The organism is Novosphingobium sp. ERW19 (genome assembly GCF_012641315.1).
In the GTDB taxonomy this organism is placed as follows: domain Bacteria; phylum Pseudomonadota; class Alphaproteobacteria; order Sphingomonadales; family Sphingomonadaceae; genus Novosphingobium.
In genome coordinates, this window is the sequence record NZ_JABAIC010000002.1 from 213,370 (window position 1) to 231,871 (window position 18,502).

The window sequence follows — 18,502 nt, forward strand, 5'->3', positions numbered from 1 at the left end:
GACAGGACAAATGCCGATCTATAACGCGCCGACCCGCGACACCCGTTTCGTCGTCAACGAACTGATCCGCCTTGAAAGCTACGGCAACCTGCCCGGCTTCGAAAGCGCCACGCCCGACATGACCGATGCGATCATCGAGGAGGCAGGGCGCTTCGTTTCCGAAGTCATCGCTCCGCTCAATCTCTCGGGTGACAAGGAAGGTTGCACGCGTCACGCCGATGGCAGCGTCACCACGCCGACCGGTTTCAAGGATGCCTATCGTCAGTACGTGGAAGGCGGTTGGGGCACGCTCTCTGCGCCCGAGGCATACGGCGGTCAGGGCCTGCCGCACGTGATGGGCTTCATCATGGAGAAGTACCTCGCCACCGCCAACCAGGCTTTCGCGATGTACCCGGGTCTTGCCAACGGAGCGATCTCGGCGATCATCGCCAAGGGGTCGCCCGAGCAGCAAGCGAAGTACCTGCCGAAGATGGTGACCGGCGAGTGGCTCGGCACCATGAACCTGACCGAGCCGCATTGCGGCACCGACCTCGGCATGATCCGCACCCGCGCCGAACCGCAGGCCGATGGGTCCTATGCGATCACCGGCACCAAGATCTTCATATCGGCGGGCGACCATGACCTGACCGAGAACATCATCCATCTCGTGCTCGCCAAGACGCCGGGGGCGCCGGAATCGAGCAAGGGCATCTCGCTGTTCATTGTCCCGAAGTTCATCGTCAATGACGATGGCTCGCTCGGTGAAAAGAACGGCGTTTCGGTCGGCTCCATCGAAGAGAAGATGGGCATCCACGGCAACGCCACCTGCGTCATGAACTACGATGGCGCAAAGGGCTGGATGGTCGGCGAGGAAAACAAGGGTCTCGCTGCCATGTTCATCATGATGAACGCGGCGCGCCTTGGCGTGGGCATGCAGGGGCTGGCACAAGCCGAAGTCGCCTACCAGAACGGCCTCGCCTATGCGCTCGACCGCCGCCAAGGCCGCGCGCTGACCGGGCCGGTCGATCCGCAGGCCAAGGCCGATCCGATCATCGTCCATCCCGACGTGCGCCGCATGCTGATGGACGCCAAGACGTTCATCGAAGGCATGCGCGCGTTGTGCCTGTGGGGTGCCTTGCAGGTCGACCTGTCACACAAGGCGGCAACGGCGGAAGAGCGCCAGATGGCCGACGACCTGATCAGCCTGCTGACGCCGGTGATCAAGGGCTATGGCACCGACATGGGCTATAAGGTCGCCACCGACATGCAGCAGGTGTGGGGTGGCCACGGCTACATCGCCGAGAACGGCATGGATCAGTTCGTGCGCGATGCGCGCATCGCAATGATCTATGAAGGCACCAATGGCGTGCAGGCGATGGACCTCGTGGGCCGCAAGCTGGCGCAGAACGGCGGCCGTGCGATTCAGGCGCTGTTTGCGCTGATCGACGCGGAATGCGCCGAAGAGTCATCCGACGAGGCGGTGAAGCTCGTCGCCGAGCGTCTTGCCAAGGCCAACGGCGAACTGAAGGCCGCGACGATGTGGTTCATGCAGAACGCCATGGCCAATCCGAACAACCTCGGCGCCGGCGCCTATGCCTACATGACGCTGACCGGCATCGTGTCGCTTGGCCTGATGTGGCTGCGCATGGCCAAGGTTGCGGCTGCGGCAATTGCGGACGGCACTGAGGACACGGCGTTCTACGAAGCCAAGCTGACCTGCGCCCGCCACTGGGCGACGCGCTACACCACCGAGGCTGGCGCGCTGCGTCGTCAGGTGGAAGCAGGGGGCGAGACGATCATGGCGCTGACGCCTGAGCAGCTCGCCATCGCGTGATCAGGTGAGGGGAGGCGACGAACGCCTCCCCGATCAACCCAGTACCTCGTCGAGCAGGCCCATCAGCGCTGCCCAGCTCTGGCGGTCGGCGCTGGCGTCGTAGCCGACTGCGGCCATGCCGCGCTCGTCGCTGCCCGGGTCGGTGAAGCCGTGCTTTACGCCACTGTAGCTGTGGAAGTGCCAGTTGGCTCCGGCAGTGTCCATTTCCTCCCAGAACGCATTGACTTGCGAGCGCGGGACCATGGGGTCGGCATCGCCGTGGCAGACGAGGATACGTGCTTTCACTGCCCCTGGTGAGGCGGGGGCTTGCGTATCGAGCAGGCCGTGAAAGCTGGCTGCGAGGACAATGTCGGCCCCATCGCGCGCCAGTTCGAGTGCGGCTTGCCCGCCCATGCAGAAGCCGATGGCTGCAACCGGCAGGCCTTGTGCCTCAGGTAGTGCGGTCAGCGCAGCCAGGCCTGCGTGCAGGCGCTGGCGGTAGCCATCGGCGCTGGCGCGCAGGGGTCCAGCGAGTTCGCGCGCATGGTCGAAATCGCGGACCTGCACGCCGTAGAAATCGGCAATCATCGCCAGATAACCCGCCTGCGCCAGCATGTGGGCACGGCGGATCATCGGCGTGTTGCAGTTGGCGATCGTTGGCAGCACCAGCACTGCGGCGCGGGGGTGACCCTCAGGCTTTACGAGAAAGCCGGTGAGGGCCACGTCATCATCGGCGTAATCGAACTGTTCGACCGCCATCGGATTTACTCCGGCAGGAAGTCCGGCACCGAGAGATAGCGTTCGCCGGTGTCGTAGTTGAAGCCGAGCACGCGGCTGCCGACAGGCAGGGTTTCAAGCTTCTGGGCAATCGCCGCCAAGGTCGCGCCTGAAGAGATGCCGACAAGGATGCCCTCCTTGGCCGCGCACTGGCGAGCCATTTCCTTGGCGTCGGCCGGATCGACGGTGATGGCGCCGTCGATCGACTTGGTATGCAGGTTGCCCGGGATGAAGCCAGCGCCGATGCCCTGGATCGGGTGGGGGGCAGGCTGGCCGCCGGAGATGACCGGCGAAAGCGTCGGCTCGACAGCGTAGGCCTTCATCGAAGGCCAGTGCTTCTTCAGCTCCTCGGCGCAACCGGTGAGGTGGCCGCCCGTGCCGACGCCGGTGATCAGCGCGTCGATCGGTTCGCTGGCGAAGTCCTTGAGGATTTCCTGCGCGGTTGTCCGCACGTGGATGGCGACATTGGCAGGGTTGTCGAACTGCTGGGGCATCCACGCGCCCTCGGTCGATTCGACGAGTTCGCGGGCACGTTCGATCGCGCCCTTCATGCCCTTTTCGCGAGGGGTGAGATCGAAGGTGGCGCCATAGGCGAGCATCAAGCGGCGCCGTTCGAGCGACATCGATTCGGGCATGACGAGCACGAGCTTGTAGCCCTTGACCGCCGCCGCCATTGCAAGGCCGATGCCGGTGTTGCCCGAGGTCGGCTCGATGATCGTGCCGCCGGGCTTGAGGCTGCCGTCAGCCTCCGCAGCCTCGATCATGGCGAGGCCGATCCTGTCCTTGATCGAGCCGCCGGGATTGGCGCGCTCGTTCTTCACCCATACCTCGTGGTCGGGAAACAGGCGGGACAGGCGAACATGCGGGGTGTTGCCGATAGTGGCGAGGATGGAATCCGCTCTCATGTCGCTTGCTCCTTGTGGTGAAGGGATTGGTTGGAGTCTTGAGGACAACCTAGGACTATCTGTACCGCGCTGCAAAGGTTCGCGCGTTCTTCAGTTCCGGGAAAAGGAAAAACCATGCCGCTGTCACGGCGATGGCGCTGATGCCGCCGAAGATCACGGCGCCGACGGCACCGATCAGGGCCGCGGCCACGCCCGATTGCATTTCGCCCAGTTCGTTGGAGGCGGAGATGGCCAGGCCGGAGATGGACGAGACTCGTCCACGAACGTCATCCGGGGTGTGCAACTGCACGAGCGTGCTGCGGATGAATACCGAAACCATGTCTCCTGCGCCGATGCCGACGAGCATCAGCAGCGACAGGTAATAGTTCGTCGAAATGCCGAAGCCGATGGTGAACAGGCCGAAGATGACGACGCCCAAAAGCATCTTGTTGCCGACATTCTGGGTGATCGGCTTGCGCGCCAGGACGAACGCGACCAGCGCCGCGCCGAGACCCGGCATTGCGCGCATCAAGCCGAGACCATCGGCGCCAACTGGTTGCCCGTCGATGAAAAGAATGTCTCGGGCGAAGACTGGCAACAGGGCGGTGGCCCCGCCAAGGAGTACGGCAAAAAGATCGAGAGTGACGCAACCAAGCAGGAACCGGTCATTCCACACGAACGAGAGCCCTTGGAGAATCTGGCGCAAGGGATGCGTGTTGCGGTTGCCTTCCGGCGGCGGAATCCTGCGGATGCCGAAGATGCAGAAAGCGCCCAGCGCCAGGAGCCCGGTCGACAACCAATAGGGCAAGGACGGGTGCCCTGCAAAAAGCAGGCCTGCGATCGCCGGCCCGCCGACCGAGCCGGTCTGCCACGCCATCGAATTGATCGCCACGGCCTTTGGCATCAGTTCTGCAGGTACGACATTGGGGGCAATGGAGGACAGCGCAGGGCCGATAAAGACGCGCGCGGTTCCATGGAGAGCGCCAAGCCCGAACAGCAGCGGTAGCGACAGGACATCGGCATAAGTGCAGGTTGCGAGTGACAGGGCGACCATCAGGTCGATGCACATCGCAAGCCCGGCGACGTTGCGCCGGTCGAACCGGTCGGCAACCACTCCTGCCACGGGCGTCAGCAGAAACAGCGGCAGAAACTGCGCAAGTCCGAGCAAGCCAAGCTGAAATGCGGCTTGGGCGATCGACATCCCGTATTGTCCGCGGGCGACGTCATAAAGCTGGTATCCCAGGATCACCACCATTCCCGATGTCGCAAGCACCGAGAAGAAGCGGGCGATCCAGAAGCGCCGGTAATCGGGAATGGCAAGCGGCGAGGATGGCGAAGCCGAAGTTGCGGAATCAGGAGAAGCTGTGGTCACGGCCGGTGCAATGCCAGCCGACCGTGAAGTTGCCAAGAAAGCAAAATTTGGGTCCGGCGCAGCAACCGGGCTGCGACGCTTCCCAAGGGCGCTACGTCAGCCCTGGCTGCGCGATCGGGGGCCGGGCTGCATGGCGCGGATCAGCTTGTTGAAATCATCAAGTCGGATGATTCGTTCGAACTGGAAACCGGCGCGATCGCCGTCGGTCCACACGAGGAAGGCCTCGATGCGTCCGATGACCGGGAGCCGCACCGTAACGCGTTCGCCCCGGCCAAGATCACTGCAGCCAGTGGCCATGAACCCGGTTGTCGAGATATTCGCGAGGTGAAGCATGATATCGCCGCGCGCGCGATGCTCGCCGATGATCGGCAGATTCACGGGGTGCCGGGTCGAACGACGCAGGTCGGTGACTGAAAGCTGTGCTCCGCCGCGCATCGTTCCTCCTGGCGCATGAGTGACTATGCCGGAAGATATAGAACCGAAATGGCGAACAATTCGTAAAGCCGCGGCAAAGGCTTGCCGGAACCGGCAAGCCTTTGCCGTTATTCATCCCGTAAGGTTGACGGCTGGGCGTGTTTTCAGGCGCGGCGAAGGATGCCGTGCTTCTTCTTGCCCGACGAAATGCGGATCTCTTCGGACGACAAGGCAATGCGATAGCTGTCGTCGGTCACAGACTCGCCTGCGACTTTCGCCCCGCCACCGGCGACAAGGCGCTTCGCTTCCCCTCGGCTGTTCGCAAAGCCAAGACCCACAAGCGCGTCGATGATCCCGATGCTGTCTTCCGTTGTTGCGAAAACGGGAAGATCCTGGCCGAGTCCGCCGCCAGCGAAGGTTGCCGATGCGGTTGCTTCGGCGGCCTTCGCAGCTTCTTCGCCACGCACCAGACGGGTCACCTCGTTGGCCAGAACCACCTTCGCGGCATTGATCTCGCTGCCTTGGAGTGCCTCGAGCCGCTTGATTTCGTCGAGCGGAAGATCGGTGAACAGACGCAGGAACTTGCCGACATCGCGGTCATCCGTGTTGCGCCAGAACTGCCAGAAGTCCCAGGCGGGCAGGGCGTCCTCGTTAAGCCACACCGCGCCCGCCGCAGTCTTGCCCATCTTCTTGCCATCGGCAGTGGTGAGCAGCGGCGTCGTCAGGCCGAAGACTTCCTTGCCATCCTTGCGGCGCGTCAGTTCGATACCGTTGACGATATTGCCCCACTGGTCCGAGCCGCCCATCTGCAGGCGCACGCCCATGTCCTTGTTGAGGTGGCGGAAATCGTAGCCCTGCAGGATCATGTAGTTGAATTCGAGGAAGGTCATCGGCTGTTCGCGCTCAAGCCGCAGCTTGACCGAATCGAACGTCAGCATGCGGTTGACCGTGAAGTGCGTGCCGACTTCCTGGAGCAGCTCAATGTAGCCGAGCTTGCCCAGCCAATCGTGGTTGTTGACCATCACGGCGTCGGTCGGGCCATCGCCGAACTTGAGCAGCTTCGAAAAAACCGTGAAGATCGAGGCGATATTGTCCTCGATCGTCTGGTCGGACAGCATCTTGCGGCTCTCGTCACGTCCGGTGGGATCGCCAATGCGGGTTGTGCCGCCACCCATCAGCACCACCGGCTTGTGCCCGGCCTGCTGCAGGCGGCGCAGCATCATGATCTGCACGAGACTGCCGACATGAAGCGACGGCGCCGTCGCGTCGAAGCCGATATATCCCGGCACCACGCCCTCGTTGGCCAACTTGTCGAGCCCTTCGGCATCGGTCAGCTGATGGATGTAGCCGCGCTCGTCGAGCAGGCGAAGGAGGGTGGAGCTGTAGTTCGTCATAGTGCGGCGCGCCTAGCACGCCGGCACGAGCAAACAAAGTGCCTGGCTTGGGTTCGAGGCCCGGATTACTGGCCGCCCGTTTCGAAGATGGCGGCAACTGCTTGCTGATGACTGGCGCTCTCGCAGCTTTCAGAGGCGATCGAGACGTTGTGGATCGCCGCGCCGAGCCGGATGGTGCCGGTGGTGACGCAGCCTGTGGGGTAGCCTGGTGCGACGTTTAAACCCGCCCCAGGCCTGGGATGGAGCGTGACATAGGCCCGCACCGTATCACCCTTGCGATGGATCGTCGGAACAGGCTGTTCTTCAGCGGCCTGTGTCCCGTAGATCGTCTTGGCGGCTTTCACGACGTTGGCGCCGTCGTCGACCGCGATGTCCTTGGCTGGCTTGTCGGTCTTGAACTTCATGTAGGACACGAGCACCCCAGTGCCGGGTCTGCGCAGACGGCTTTCGGTGGCTTCGTCCATCATGTCTTTCATGCCGCCGAACTTCATCGCCGGATTCTGCATGGAAGTTCCGGTCCACGTTTCATCCAGTGTGACACTGATCCCGCCGCCGATGGAAAAATCGCGCGCGCTGGCCTTTCCTGCAACCAACAACACCGCGGCCATGCCGAGAATGGTGCTCCTGCGAAGTGCCGTCATTGCATTCCCTCCCGTGCAGCGGTTAGTCCGGCTTCATGCCGAACTTGTCTAGCCACCCCGCGCATCCCCCTGCAACCGTAACCTCCGTCGAGGCCCGAATCCTGTCGGTCGACAACGTCTGGATGACGCTGCGTTGGCGGGTGGAGGGCACGCAGCGGCTTGTCGTCCCACCCTTCGCGGGCAAGGTTCGCGCCGATGGGCTGTGGCAGACGACCTGTTTCGAGCTGTTCGTGAAGCCGGCCGGCGGCGATGCCTATGCCGAGTTCAACTTTTCACCGTCGCAGGCGTGGGCGGCCTACGATTTTTCCGGCTATCGCGACGGGATGATTGAGCGCGCCGTGCCCCGTCCACCGGTCTGCACGCCACGCCGGGGACAGTCAGTGCTGATCTTCGATGTCGCGCTGCCCACCGCGGCTCTGCCCGCGCTGCCGTTCGCCTATGGATTGACCGCGGTGATCGACGAGGAAGGTGGGCACAAGTCCTACTGGGCCATCGCGCACCGCGAGGATCGGCCAGACTTCCACCACGCATCTTGCTTCGCAGCTTCGCTTGAGGCACCGCGCTAGCCATGAAATTCGGCATCGACCGGCTGCTCGCCGACCCCGCACTCAGAAAGCCACTCGAAGGCAAGCGCGTCGCGCTGGTGGCCCATCCCGCCTCGGTGACCGAGGGTCTGGTTCATTCGCTTGATGCGCTGGTTGCTGCCGGAGTGAACATCACCTCGGCATTCGGTCCGCAGCACGGCCTCAAGGGCGACAAGCAGGACAACATGGTCGAGACCGCCGACGAGCTCGACCCGACCTACGGCATCCCGGTGTTCAGCCTCTACGGCGAGGTGCGCCGCCCGACCGCAGCCATGATGGACACGGCAGACGTCTTTCTGTTCGACCTGCAGGACCTTGGCTGCCGCATCTACACCTTCGTGACTACGTTGCTCTATCTGCTTGAAGCCACCAGTGGCACCGGCAAGGCGGTGTGGGTGCTTGACCGACCCAATCCCGCCGGGCGCCCGGTCGAGGGCACCACTCTGCTGCCGGGTTGGGAGAGCTTCGTCGGTGCGGGGCCGATGCCAATGCGGCACGGCATGACGCTGGGCGAGATGGGCGCGTGGTTTGTCGATCACTTCAAGCTCGACGTCGACTACCGCGTGATCACGATGGAAGGGTGGGAGCCGGAAGGCCCCGGCTTCGGTTGGCCGCCGAGCCGGATCTGGATCAACCCTTCGCCCAACGCGGCCAGCCTCAACATGGCGCGAGCCTATGCCGGGACGGTGATGATCGAGGGCGCGACCTTGTCTGAAGGGCGCGGCACGACGCGGCCGCTGGAAGTGCTGTTCGGTGCGCCTGATATCGATGCCAAGGCTGTCCTTGCCGAAATGCGCAGCTTCGCGCCGCAGTGGATGCAGGGCTGCGCAATCCGTGAATGCTGGTTCGAGCCGACATTCCACAAGCATGCCAAGAGCCTGTGCAGTGCGCTGATGATCCATGCCGAGGGCGCATTCTACGATCACCATGCGTTCCGTCCGTGGCGGCTGCAGGCGTTGGCGTTCAAGGCAATCCGCAGGCTCTATCCGGATTACCCGATCTGGCGCGATTTTCCCTACGAGTACGTGTTCGACAAGCTGGCGATCGACGTGATCAATGGCGGCACGGCGCTACGCGAGTGGGTCGACGACGTGGCCAGCGCTGCGGGCGATCTCGACGCCTTGGCAGGAGCCGATGAAGCGGCGTGGATCGAAGAGCGGGCGCGCTTCCTGCTCTATTGATTGGTGGGGGGGGCGGATCAGGCGGGGGCCGCCGCTGCTTTCCTGGGCGCACTTTCGTGAATCAGGAACATCGCGAGCAGGGCCACCGCGGCGGCTGATACCATGTATCATGCGACCGCCATCGGTTCTCCGGTGACCTTGAGCAGCCAGGTGATCACCAGTTGCGTCGATCCGCCGAGGAACGTGACGGGCAGGGCATAGACCAGAGCAAAGGTGCGGGCACGGCTTGCCTTGGGAAGGCTTTCGGCAACTGCGGCATAGACGGCCCCGCTGGGAAGGGTCGAGACGAAGGCGAGCAAGCCGTTGACGACGATGAACATCACCGGGTCATGCGCGCTGGTCAGGGTGATGTAGGCGGGAACGATGGCCAGGGTGAAGGCCAGGGTTGGCCAGATCATCAGCGGCCGCCGCCCGAACCGGTCGCTCATCCAGCCGCCGAGAAGGATCGAGAAGAACCGCGCGACATTAACCGCCAGCGTGCTGCCCAGCGAGATGCTGGCCGAATAGCCGAGCGTGTTCTGGCCATAAGTCGCCATGTAGTTGAACAAGTACGTGGCGATGGTCGCGCCCGAGATCATCATCGCGCCGAGAATTACCGTGCGCCAGACCCCGGCAGGAACATGGCCGGCAGGCAAGTGGTCGGGCGCGTGGATCGTTTCTGGCAAGGACCGGCGGATCAGCAGCGAGAACGGCACGATCACCGTGCCCAGCAGCAGGGCCACTCGCCACCCCCAGTCGGTCAACTGGTCCGGCGTGAGGACAAGGCTGAGGCCAAGCCCGACGAGCGATCCGGCCGAGGATGCGATGGCCTGGCTGGCGCCCTGCCAGCTGATCGACCAGCCGCGCCGGTGTTCTTGCGCGGTTTCGAGCATGTAGGTCGTGGCCGAGCCCACTTCGCCACCCAAGGCAAACCCCTGCAGCAGGCGCGCCAGCACGACGATCACCGGTGCAGTGGCGCCGATGGTGGCATAGGACGGCGTGAGTGCGAGGACGGCGACCGAGACGCCCATCAGGGTCATGCTCAAAAGCATTGCGGGCTTGCGCCCGTGCCGGTCTGCCCATGCGCCGATCGCCCAAGCGCCAAGCGGGCGGCCGATAAAGCCGACGCCGAATGTCGCCAGAGAGGCCATCAGGCTGACGAATGGATCTTCCGACGGGAAGAATACCTTGCCGATCTGGATGGCAAAGAAGCTGAACGTAATGAAGTCGTAGAATTCCAGCGCGTTGCCGGTTGTGGCGGCAATCACCGCGCGGCGGGCAAGCTTACGCTCTTCAACGGTATGCCCTGCCACGATCACCCCCGCCGATCGGTTCCCGCTCAAACGCTGGCAGATGCGGGGGCGGTGTCAAGGATTTCGCAGACAACTTCAGTTTGCCTTGGCCGGGACAAGCGCGTCCCACTTTTCCCAACTGATCGTGCGGCCGGGGTAGGCCACCTTCTTGAATGGCCAATCACGGGCAATCCATTGCATGACCCACGCCTGCAGGTCCTTGTCGAAGCCGGCATCGTACTCTGTCTTGGTTACCCACATCAGAACGGCGGCATCATAACCCGCGACCGGGCTGGGCTGCACATAGACACACCCACGCTCGCGCTTGCCGTCGGGCGTGAGCACGGCGTAGGCAAACGACTTGCGCTGCGCGAAACGGGCCTGCTCGGTCTGCATATCAGTCATCGCCTCGGCGTCGGTTATCCCGGCGTGCGGCCATGACGTGCTGCGCGTAAAGGTCTTCTGCAAATGCTCGATCGACGACATGTAAGCGTCGTAGTCGATCTTCGCGAGTGCGGGGCCGAGTGGTACGAGCTTGAAGTCTGGCGTTTCGACCCGGAGCGGGGGCGCAACGCCTTCAGGTAGCAAGACAGTTGTCCGCGCTTCTATCGTCGTTTCTTGCGCGTTGGCACATGGCGAAAATCCAGCAGCTGCGATGAGGGCGGCCAAAACCAGCGATACCTTTTCAATGCGTGGCAAGGCTCGTCTCCATGTGGTGAATGCGCGCGATTCTCGTGCTTGATGCTCTGCGCGACGAAACTGGGAAATACGCTTTTCGCGTCAAAAGGAGCCGTGTGGAATCGATGCGTCCGCGCAGAGAAGCGTCTGGTCCGGATGTTATGCGGATCTATCGCGGCGAAGGTTATGTCCGCGTGCTAACAGAAGTTCGAAAGTCGGCGCGGCTGGCCATCTTGTCGAGACATTTCCGAACTGGCGCAGCTGACTGTGGTAAAACAGGGATTGCTGAATGGCGCTGCGCGGTTGGGTTTTGCAAATCGTACATTATGGGACCGTGCTGACGATCTTGAGCGTTCTAGTGATCGGTGGCTTCCTGACATTGCTGAAATTGGGCGGGCATCCGCAGATTGCTCTCCTGGCTAGCAGGCTGCTCGGACTGCCGTTCGACTTCGCGATGTGTCGCAAGGTTACTTTCGTCGACGGATCGTTTTCGAAGCGTCGTTATCTGCTCGCGTACGGGGGCACTTGCGCTGTCTCCGGTATGGCGCTCGAAACCTTTGGGGGGGCTTTTGGCGACGTTCACCTCGCTGGCATGGCCTCGATTGTACTCGGACAAGGTCTGCATTTGCTTGCCATGCGCAAGCTTGTGGTGCGGGCAAGCTATCCCAGCATCGATCTTGATGCGTTCACCCCCTATCCCATCCACTGGCATGACAGCCCGGAGTGGGTGCTGTTTATCAAGGACATGATCCGGGACACCGTGCTCAGCCTTGGGCACCGGTTGGTTGAGCTTCCTCTGCTATGCAGTCTTTGGCGCGTCCTGTTCGGCCTGAAACTCGAAAGCAGCATTTTGCGCGCAGGGATGCTTTTCGTGCACATCCCAAAGGCGGCGGGGACATCGGTTTCGGCTTTGTTATATGGCCGCAATCTGCCGCACCTGCCGATGATATCGTTGCGTCGTCGGTTGCTTCCGGACGTAACCGCGCTTCCAAGCTTTGCGATCGTCAGGGATCCGGTCGACAGGTTTCTCTCGGCCTACCACTTTACACTGATGGGCGGCACGGAGCTCATGCTGACCTCCCGATTTGAGCGTTGGCGCCTGGGGCGGATGATGCCGCTTGACCGTTTTCTCGACACGCTCGAGGCTTCACCGAAGCTTCTGCACACGGTCAAGCAATTCATTCCGCAAGTGGATTTCGTTCTCGACGCCAAAGGCGAGCTCGCGGTTGACCGGCTGTTTGCGATCGGTCGCGATGGACAGTTGCCGGCAAGTCTGTGGACATGGCTTGAAGTGGACAAACTGCCCCGACTCAACAGTACTCCGCAGGCCATGCCTCGCCTGTCTGCTGCGACCCGCGAAAGAATAATCAGGCTCTATCGGGCCGATGTTGAGTTGTATGAACGGGTCTTGCGTTCGGGTTCGTACCTGACTGCCGGGAGCGGATCAGATTATCGTGCAGAGGTTGCCTGACAGCTTACTGGTACGCCGACAGACTTGAAAATCCGTGCTTCTGGCAGGTGATTTCGCGCATGACCCCGTCGATTCCTTCGAGAGTGAGGGAATACATGCTGCCACCGATCACGACGGTGATGGCCACCAACTGTGCAACCGTGCCCAAAGTCGCAGCCTTGTTGGGGAGAACGTCGCGGCGGACGAAAGCCGATGGACCAGCGGGCGCCTTGGCAACCGGCACTCAATTCCTTCGCCAGAATGGTCTACGCTTTTCGAGAAAAGCATAGATCCCCTCGTCGGTGTTTTCGTCCATCATGTTTTGCGCCATGACTTCGCAGGCGAGAGCATATGCTTCGGTGCGGGAACATTCGCGCTGGGCGTTGAACAGGGCTTTGCCCCGGCGGATCGCATCGGGGTTCTTGGCGAGGATCGTGCCAACCAGATCGTCCGTGGCAGCATCGAGAGCCTCGGCTGGAACGACGGTGTTGACAAGGCCCCAGTCCGAGGCGGTTCGGGCATCGATGAACTTTCCTGTCACCAGCATCTCGAACGCACGCTTGGCAGGCACGTTGCGGCTGAGTGCCACGGCGGGGGTTGAGCAGAACAAGCCGACGTTGATGCCCGAAACGGCAAAGCGCGCGCTTTCGGAGGCGACGGCGAGGTCACAGGCCCCGACCAGCTGGCAACCTGCGGCGGTCGCAACGCCATGAACCTTGGCGATGACCGGCACGGGGAGGGCAGCGATGGCCTCCATCACTTCGGTGCAGGCGGCAAACAGCGCGCGGTAGACGGCGAGATTGCGGTCAGCCTGCATCTCGGCGAGATCATGTCCGGCGCAAAATGCCTTTCCGGCACCGGACAGCACGACGACGCGCGCGTCCCCGTCTGCCGCGATGCCCGAAAGCTCGGCCAGCAGTTCGGCAAGGAGGGCTTGCGACAGGGCATTGAACTTGTCGGGGCGATTCAGCACGAGGTCGTAGCGACCCTCTGCCGTCCGCTGCGCGAGGATCGTCTTGCCCATCGTCTGCCTCCTTGGAGTCAGTGCTTCTTGCGGGTGAGTTCGCGCATAGCCCCGTCGAGTCCCTCGAGAGTTAGGGGGTACATGCTGCCACCGATCAGGTCCTTGATCATCTTGGTGGATTGCGAATAGGTCCACTGCTTCTCGGGTACGGGATTGAGCCAGACCGTGGCGGGATAAGTCTGCGCCACGCGATGCATCCAGACAGCCCCCGCTTCCTCGTTGAAATGTTCGACGCTGCCGCCGGGGTGGCTGATCTCGTAGGGGCTCATTGCCGCGTCGCCAACGAATACCACTTTGTAATCGTGGCCGAACTTGTGGAGGATGTCCCAGGTCTTGGTGCGTTCCGACCAGCGGCGCTTGTTGTCCTTCCACACACCTTCATACAGGCAGTTGTGGAAATAGAAGAACTCCATGTTCTTGAATTCGGCGGTTGCCGCGCTGAACAGTTCCTCGACGAGCTTGATGAACGGGTCCATCGATCCGCCGACATCGAGGAATAGCAAGAGCTTGACCGCATTGCGCTTTTCCGGCCGCATCCGGATGTCCAGCCAGCCCTGGCGCGCAGTGCCTTCGATCGTGCCGTCGAGATCAAGCTCGTCTGCTGCCCCTTCGCGGGCGAAGCGGCGCAGGCGGCGCAAGGCGATCTTGATGTTGCGCGTGCCGAGTTCGCGGGTGTTGTCGAGGTTGGCGAATTCGCGCTTTTCCCAGACCTTTACCGCACGCTTGTGCTTGCTCTCGCCGCCGATGCGGACGCCTTCGGGGTTGTAGCCGGAATTGCCGAACGGGCTGGTGCCGCCCGTACCGATCCACTTGTTGCCGCCCTGGTGGCGCTTTTCCTGCTCTTCGAGACGCTTCTTCAGCGTCTCCATGATCTCCTCCCACGAACCGAGGGACTTGATCTTCTCCATTTCCTCTTCGGACAGGAACTTCTCGGCCACGGCCTTGAGCCAGTCCTCGGGGATATCAACCGGACGCTGTCCGTAGTCGGTGAGCAGGCCCTTGAAGACCTTGTTGAACACCTGGTCGAAGCGGTCGAGCAGCCCTTCGTCCTTCACGAACGTCGCGCGGCTCAAGTAATAGAAGGCCTCCGGGGTCTGCTCGATCACGTCCTTGTCGAGCGCTTCGAGCAGGACGAGGTGCTCCTTGAAGCTCGCCTGGATGCCTGCGGCACGCAACTCGTCGACGAAATTGAAAAACACGGGCCGCAGCTCCTCTGACTTAACCGAGTGATTAAGCGCTGTGGCAGCGATCGGCAAGGGCTGTTGCACGATAGGCGGTTGAGCGGAAGCGGCAAACGGGTAAGTCATGAAGAAACATGGTTAAGGGCAGTTTACCATGAGTCGCGTCACGAGTGCGCTTGCTATCCTTTTGCTTCTGCTGGGTGTGGCAGGTCTGGGCCTGACGTTGCTCGGCCGGGAGGCGCGGGCGGATGCGCAGGAGGCGGTGATCCAGCAGATCGCGCCACCGGCCATCTTCCAGCCAATTGTGCAGCCTGTCCGTCCACAATCGCCTCCGCCGGTGCCGGACGTCCTGCAATCGGGCGTGCTTGTCGTGGTGAGCAAGGCGTCGCAGCGGATGCACGTGTTCAAGAACGGCGAACATTGGGGTTCCTCGCCGGTCTCCACCGGCAAGCGCGGGCATTCGACGCCGGCGGGGGTTTTCCCGATTCTGCAGAAGCGGGTGTTTCACCGCTCCAACATCTACAGCAACGCGCCGATGCCCTACATGCAGCGGCTGACCTGGCGCGGCATTGCGATCCATGCCGGCCATGTCCCGGGCTATCCGGCCTCGCACGGTTGCATTCGCTTGCCACGCAGCTTTGCCAAGGCGCTGTTCGACTTGACGCGGGCAGACCGGACGACGGTGGTGGTCACGAACGCGCCCCTTCGATCGGAGGAGGGAGCGGTGGCGCTGGCGCTCAATTCGCAAGCTCCGGCGGGACAGCCCGCAGCAGTCCCGAGCGTAGTGATGGCTGCAGCAGCACCGGTCCAGACGATCCAGCTCGCCGCAGCGCTAAGCCCTGCCGAGGCAGATGCGCATTGGCAGGGGGCGGTCGCGATGTACCCGCAACTGGCGAGCTTCCAGAAGGCCGTGGTTCCGGCAGTGGTCGGACAGCGTCGTTATTGGCGGTTGCGAGCCAGTGCTCCCGGCGCGCATGCGGTGTGCGGGTTGCTGAAGCGTGCGGGGCAGGACTGCTTCAACGTGATCTGACTTGAGCAGTTGTTGGCCTTGAACTGCCCTAAGACCATGCCAACCCCGTGGAAAGCGTTGATGCCTCAACCGACGGGCGGCGGGGCAGGGGGCTGTTGCGGCCAGCTTTCGAGCGAAGGGTCAAGCATGGCCCAGGGCGGCGCATCCTCGGTCCAGATGATCGCTTCGGGACGCAGGCCGTGGCCCGCGTCAAGGGCACCGAGGCGCACCGTCTTGAGGTGGAGGCGCGCCGAGCTTTGTGCAAGGATCTGCGTGCCGCAGGCGCGGCAGAAGTGAAACGTCAGGGTATTGCCACTGGCTGCCTTCCATTCGCGATGGGCGAGCGTTCCAGTGATGCTGACGTTTTCCGCCTTGAAAATTGCGTTGTTGGTCGGGCCTCCGGCGGCAATCTGCTGGCACTGGCGGCACCAGCATTGGCGCGTCGCAATGGGTTCCCCGGCGATCTTGAGGAAGACGCAACCGCAAGCACATTGACCGGAATAGGGCATGGAGGTGTGCTTCCTTCTGGTTTTTCGCGATTGGGTATTGTTAGTGTTACATACAATTGTCTATGGTGCTTCCACTTGGAGAGGATAACGCCATGACACTCAAGCTCTACAGTTTTGGACCGGCTGCCAACTCGATGAAACCGCTGCTGACGGTGTTCGAAAAGGGTCTCGATGTCGAGAAGCATAGGCTCGATCCCGCCAAGTTCGAGCATCACACTGACTGGTTCAAGGCCATCAATCCGCGTGGTCAGGTTCCAGCGCTGGTGGATGGCGACAAGGTCGTCACGGAATCGACGGTCATCTGTGAATACCTCGAGGACGAATATCCGACCGAGGTGACACTGCGTCCGGCGGACAGCTTTGGTCGCGCGCAGATGCGGATCTGGACGAAGTGGGTAGACGAATACTTCTGCTGGTGCGTCTCGACCATTGGCTGGCACCGCTATGTCGGAAACATGGTCAAGGGCCTTACCGACGCCGAGTTCGAGGAGAAGGTGAAGGCGATCCCGGTGGTCGAGCAGCAGGTCAAGTGGCGACGCGCCCGCGAAGGCTTCCCGCAGGACCTGCTCGACGAGGAAATGCGCAAGATCGGCTACTCAGTGCGAAAGCTGGACGACCATCTGGCCAATCACGAATGGCTGGTGCCGGGGCAATATACCCTCGCCGACATCTGCAATTTCGCCATCGCCAACGGCATGCCTTTTGGCTTCAAGGAATTGGTCAACAAGGAGGATACGCCTCATCTCGTGCGCTGGATCGACCAGATAAACGAGCGGCCGGCAGTAAAGGCGATGTTTGCGCAGGTGGAACTGGAGAAGTTGGGCCCGCGGGAGTGAAAGGCCCTGCCATCTGCAAGGTCTGCACGCTCAACTGACCGGCGGCGGACCTTTCGGGTGACGCGGGAGATCTTCAGGAATTGGCGCCCAACTCGGTGCGCTGTCGGCCCAGATGATTGCTGTGGGCGGCGCGAGTTCGGGGTCGTCGAGCGTGCCGGCACGGATGCGCATCGGCAGGCCGGTCGGCGAAACAGTGCGACTGTAGATTTGCGCGCCACAGGCCTTGCAAAAGCCGCGTTCCACAGTGTTGCCGCTGTCGGCAATCATCGAGAACGATTCGAGTTCGCCTTCGATCGCCACGGCGGCTTCCGGAAACAGCACGTTAACCGTAGCCGATCCGCTGGCGATCCGTTGGCAATCGCGGCACCAGCACATGCGCGCGCCCAACGGGTCGGCGGAGATCGCATAGCGCACTGCGCCGCAGAGGCATCCGCCGACGTGGGGCATGTCAATCTTCCTCAGTTGCCCGGACGACGAGCCATGAATGCGAGGCGTTCGAACAGCATGATGTCCTGCTCGTTCTTGAGCAGCGCACCGTGCAGCGGCGGGATCGCCTTGGTCGGATCGCGGTTCTGGAGGACGTCCAGCGGCATGTCCTCGTTCAGCAGAAGCTTCAGCCAGTCGAGCAGTTCGGATGTGCTGGGCTTCTTCTTGAGGCCAGGCACTTCGCGGATTTCGTAGAACACTTCCATCGCCTTGCTCACCAGCGTCTTCTGGATGCCGGGGAAGTGGACGTCGATGATCGCCTGCATCGTGTCGCGATCGGGAAACTTGATGTAATGGAAGAAACAACGGCGCAGGAAGGCGTCGGGGAGTTCCTTCTCGTTGTTCGACGTGATTACGACGATCGGGCGTTCCCGGGCTTCGATGCGCTCTTGCGTCTCGTATACGTCGAAGCTCATGCGATCGAGCTCCTGCAGGAGGTCGTTCGGGAATTCGATGTCGGCCTTGTCGATCTCGTCGATCAGCAGCACGGGCAGGGTCGGGCTGGTGAAGGCCTCCCACAATTTGCCCTTCTTGATGTAGTTGCGGATGTCGTGGACACGCTCATCGCCGAGCTGCCCGTCGCGTAGGCGGGCGACGGCGTCGTACTCGTAAAGGCCTTGCTGCGCCTTGGTCGTGGATTTCACGTTCCATTCGATGAGCGGCGCGTTCACTGCCTTGGCGATTTCATGCGCAAGCACGGTCTTGCCGGTGCCGGGTTCTCCCTTTACCAGAAGCGGACGGCGCAGCAGGACGGCTGCGTTGACGGCGACCTTGAGATCTTCGGTAGCGACGTAGTTGCTGGTGCCTTCAAAGCGCATCGGCGGTTCCTGTGTGCTTAATCGTTCGGTTAAGCGATAAGGCTGTGGTGCGTTTGGCGCAAGGGGGTTGCTGAACTGACGCCTGCGTCACTTATCCCATGAATACTTGACGCGTATGTCAGTATCACGAGCCTTTGATGACGCGCTAGTCAGGTTGGCGGACAGTAGTTGACGCGGCGGTCAGGTATGTGGCGTGTCAAA

General features: G+C 62.2%; 20 protein-coding genes. 6 read left to right on the forward strand and 14 right to left on the reverse strand.

Features of this window, described 5'->3' with window-relative positions; all coding sequences use genetic code 11:
* Positions 1 to 10: 10 nt before the first annotated feature.
* A complete protein-coding gene (locus HGI46_RS04395) occupies positions 11 to 1,813 on the forward strand; it encodes an acyl-CoA dehydrogenase C-terminal domain-containing protein (protein ID WP_168903260.1) in 1,803 nt (600 codons plus the stop codon).
* 33 nt (positions 1,814 to 1,846) lie between these two features.
* On the opposite strand, the gene HGI46_RS04400 is transcribed toward HGI46_RS04395, so the two are convergent.
* The 6 genes from HGI46_RS04400 to HGI46_RS04425 form a co-directional block, all read right to left on the reverse strand.
* A complete protein-coding gene (locus HGI46_RS04400; RefSeq protein WP_168903261.1) occupies positions 1,847 to 2,551 on the reverse strand; it encodes a dienelactone hydrolase family protein in 705 nt (234 codons plus the stop codon).
* A gap of 5 nt (positions 2,552 to 2,556) precedes the next feature.
* On the reverse strand, positions 2,557 to 3,474 hold the full coding sequence (gene cysK, locus HGI46_RS04405; RefSeq protein WP_168903262.1) for a cysteine synthase A: 918 nt from the start codon (positions 3,472 to 3,474) through the stop codon (positions 2,557 to 2,559).
* Between the two features lie 55 nt (positions 3,475 to 3,529).
* Positions 3,530 to 4,825: an MFS transporter gene (locus HGI46_RS04410; RefSeq protein ID WP_346766670.1), complete on the reverse strand. Its 1,296-nt coding sequence runs from the start codon at positions 4,823 to 4,825 to the stop codon at positions 3,530 to 3,532.
* A 96-nt stretch (positions 4,826 to 4,921) separates the two neighbouring features.
* Positions 4,922 to 5,260, reverse strand: coding sequence for a PilZ domain-containing protein (locus HGI46_RS04415; RefSeq protein WP_168903263.1), 339 nt, complete (start codon positions 5,258 to 5,260; stop codon positions 4,922 to 4,924).
* Between the two features lie 143 nt (positions 5,261 to 5,403).
* Complete coding sequence (gene tyrS / locus HGI46_RS04420) at positions 5,404 to 6,633, reverse strand: tyrosine--tRNA ligase (protein ID WP_168903264.1); 1,230 nt, start codon at positions 6,631 to 6,633, stop codon at positions 5,404 to 5,406.
* 65 nt (positions 6,634 to 6,698) lie between these two features.
* A complete protein-coding gene (locus HGI46_RS04425) occupies positions 6,699 to 7,274 on the reverse strand; it encodes a hypothetical protein (RefSeq protein ID WP_168903265.1) in 576 nt (191 codons plus the stop codon).
* Between the two features lie 35 nt (positions 7,275 to 7,309).
* Between HGI46_RS04425 and HGI46_RS04430 the strand changes: the two genes are divergently transcribed.
* Both HGI46_RS04430 and HGI46_RS04435 read left to right on the forward strand, forming a co-directional pair.
* Positions 7,310 to 7,840 (forward strand): DOMON-like domain-containing protein, encoded by a 531-nt coding sequence (locus tag HGI46_RS04430; protein WP_118073978.1) that lies wholly within the window; start codon positions 7,310 to 7,312, stop codon positions 7,838 to 7,840.
* Between the two features lie 2 nt (positions 7,841 to 7,842).
* Positions 7,843 to 9,039, forward strand: coding sequence for a DUF1343 domain-containing protein (locus HGI46_RS04435; protein ID WP_168903266.1), 1,197 nt, complete (start codon positions 7,843 to 7,845; stop codon positions 9,037 to 9,039).
* A 107-nt stretch (positions 9,040 to 9,146) separates the two neighbouring features.
* On the opposite strand, the gene HGI46_RS04440 is transcribed toward HGI46_RS04435, so the two are convergent.
* Both HGI46_RS04440 and HGI46_RS04445 read right to left on the reverse strand, forming a co-directional pair.
* Positions 9,147 to 10,331 carry an MFS transporter gene (locus HGI46_RS04440; protein WP_346766671.1) on the reverse strand — a complete coding sequence of 395 codons (1,185 nt, stop codon included), beginning with the start codon at positions 10,329 to 10,331 and terminating at the stop codon, positions 9,147 to 9,149.
* A 75-nt stretch (positions 10,332 to 10,406) separates the two neighbouring features.
* Complete coding sequence (locus HGI46_RS04445) at positions 10,407 to 11,009, reverse strand: twin-arginine translocation pathway signal protein (RefSeq protein ID WP_240946584.1); 603 nt, start codon at positions 11,007 to 11,009, stop codon at positions 10,407 to 10,409.
* 268 nt (positions 11,010 to 11,277) lie between these two features.
* Here HGI46_RS04445 and HGI46_RS04450 point away from each other — a divergent pair, with 268 nt between their 5' ends.
* Complete coding sequence (locus tag HGI46_RS04450) at positions 11,278 to 12,459, forward strand: sulfotransferase family 2 domain-containing protein (protein WP_168903267.1); 1,182 nt, start codon at positions 11,278 to 11,280, stop codon at positions 12,457 to 12,459.
* A gap of 4 nt (positions 12,460 to 12,463) precedes the next feature.
* Here the strand turns inward: HGI46_RS04450 and HGI46_RS04455 are convergent, their stop codons facing one another.
* The 3 genes from HGI46_RS04455 to HGI46_RS04465 are packed head-to-tail and all read right to left on the reverse strand — an operon-like array spanning position 12,464 to position 14,661.
* Positions 12,464 to 12,682 (reverse strand): hypothetical protein, encoded by a 219-nt coding sequence (locus HGI46_RS04455; RefSeq protein WP_168903268.1) that lies wholly within the window; start codon positions 12,680 to 12,682, stop codon positions 12,464 to 12,466.
* Positions 12,683 to 13,462, reverse strand: coding sequence for an enoyl-CoA hydratase (locus HGI46_RS04460; protein WP_168903269.1), 780 nt, complete (start codon positions 13,460 to 13,462; stop codon positions 12,683 to 12,685).
* Between the two features lie 17 nt (positions 13,463 to 13,479).
* Positions 13,480 to 14,661 (reverse strand): VWA domain-containing protein, encoded by a 1,182-nt coding sequence (locus HGI46_RS04465; RefSeq protein ID WP_118074780.1) that lies wholly within the window; start codon positions 14,659 to 14,661, stop codon positions 13,480 to 13,482.
* A 136-nt stretch (positions 14,662 to 14,797) separates the two neighbouring features.
* Between HGI46_RS04465 and HGI46_RS04470 the strand changes: the two genes are divergently transcribed.
* Positions 14,798 to 15,673, forward strand: a complete 876-nt coding sequence (locus HGI46_RS04470; RefSeq protein WP_168903270.1) for a L,D-transpeptidase family protein — start codon at positions 14,798 to 14,800, stop codon at positions 15,671 to 15,673.
* A gap of 65 nt (positions 15,674 to 15,738) precedes the next feature.
* On the opposite strand, the gene HGI46_RS04475 is transcribed toward HGI46_RS04470, so the two are convergent.
* Positions 15,739 to 16,161: a GFA family protein gene (locus HGI46_RS04475; protein WP_168903271.1), complete on the reverse strand. Its 423-nt coding sequence runs from the start codon at positions 16,159 to 16,161 to the stop codon at positions 15,739 to 15,741.
* Between the two features lie 92 nt (positions 16,162 to 16,253).
* Here HGI46_RS04475 and HGI46_RS04480 point away from each other — a divergent pair, with 92 nt between their 5' ends.
* Positions 16,254 to 16,997 (forward strand): glutathione S-transferase family protein, encoded by a 744-nt coding sequence (locus tag HGI46_RS04480; protein WP_168903272.1) that lies wholly within the window; start codon positions 16,254 to 16,256, stop codon positions 16,995 to 16,997.
* 30 nt (positions 16,998 to 17,027) lie between these two features.
* On the opposite strand, the gene HGI46_RS04485 is transcribed toward HGI46_RS04480, so the two are convergent.
* Positions 17,028 to 17,444, reverse strand: a complete 417-nt coding sequence (locus tag HGI46_RS04485) for a GFA family protein (protein WP_168903273.1) — start codon at positions 17,442 to 17,444, stop codon at positions 17,028 to 17,030.
* Positions 17,445 to 17,455: 11 nt separating this feature from the next.
* Positions 17,456 to 18,301 (reverse strand): MoxR family ATPase, encoded by an 846-nt coding sequence (locus HGI46_RS04490; RefSeq protein WP_039331145.1) that lies wholly within the window; start codon positions 18,299 to 18,301, stop codon positions 17,456 to 17,458.
* Between the last annotated feature and the right edge of the window lie 201 nt (positions 18,302 to 18,502).

Bases quoted from the DNA above. Each gene is read 5' to 3' on its own strand.
- HGI46_RS04395 (WP_168903260.1), top strand. From the start codon at position 11: ATGCCGATCTATAACGCGCCGACCCGCGACACCCGTTTCGTCGTCAAC.
- HGI46_RS04400 (WP_168903261.1), bottom strand. From the start codon at position 2,551: ATGGCGGTCGAACAGTTCGATTACGCCGATGATGACGTGGCCCTCACC.
- cysK (WP_168903262.1), bottom strand. From the start codon at position 3,474: ATGAGAGCGGATTCCATCCTCGCCACTATCGGCAACACCCCGCATGTT.
- HGI46_RS04415 (WP_168903263.1), bottom strand. From the start codon at position 5,260: ATGCGCGGCGGAGCACAGCTTTCAGTCACCGACCTGCGTCGTTCGACC.
- tyrS (WP_168903264.1), bottom strand. From the start codon at position 6,633: ATGACGAACTACAGCTCCACCCTCCTTCGCCTGCTCGACGAGCGCGGC.
- HGI46_RS04425 (WP_168903265.1), bottom strand. From the start codon at position 7,274: ATGACGGCACTTCGCAGGAGCACCATTCTCGGCATGGCCGCGGTGTTG.
- HGI46_RS04430 (WP_118073978.1), top strand. From the start codon at position 7,310: ATGCCGAACTTGTCTAGCCACCCCGCGCATCCCCCTGCAACCGTAACC.
- HGI46_RS04435 (WP_168903266.1), top strand. From the start codon at position 7,843: ATGAAATTCGGCATCGACCGGCTGCTCGCCGACCCCGCACTCAGAAAG.
- HGI46_RS04450 (WP_168903267.1), top strand. From the start codon at position 11,278: ATGGCGCTGCGCGGTTGGGTTTTGCAAATCGTACATTATGGGACCGTG.
- HGI46_RS04460 (WP_168903269.1), bottom strand. From the start codon at position 13,462: ATGGGCAAGACGATCCTCGCGCAGCGGACGGCAGAGGGTCGCTACGAC.
- HGI46_RS04470 (WP_168903270.1), top strand. From the start codon at position 14,798: ATGAGTCGCGTCACGAGTGCGCTTGCTATCCTTTTGCTTCTGCTGGGT.
- HGI46_RS04475 (WP_168903271.1), bottom strand. From the start codon at position 16,161: ATGCCCTATTCCGGTCAATGTGCTTGCGGTTGCGTCTTCCTCAAGATC.
- HGI46_RS04480 (WP_168903272.1), top strand. From the start codon at position 16,254: ATGACACTCAAGCTCTACAGTTTTGGACCGGCTGCCAACTCGATGAAA.
- HGI46_RS04485 (WP_168903273.1), bottom strand. From the start codon at position 17,444: ATGCCCCACGTCGGCGGATGCCTCTGCGGCGCAGTGCGCTATGCGATC.
- HGI46_RS04490 (WP_039331145.1), bottom strand. From the start codon at position 18,301: ATGCGCTTTGAAGGCACCAGCAACTACGTCGCTACCGAAGATCTCAAG.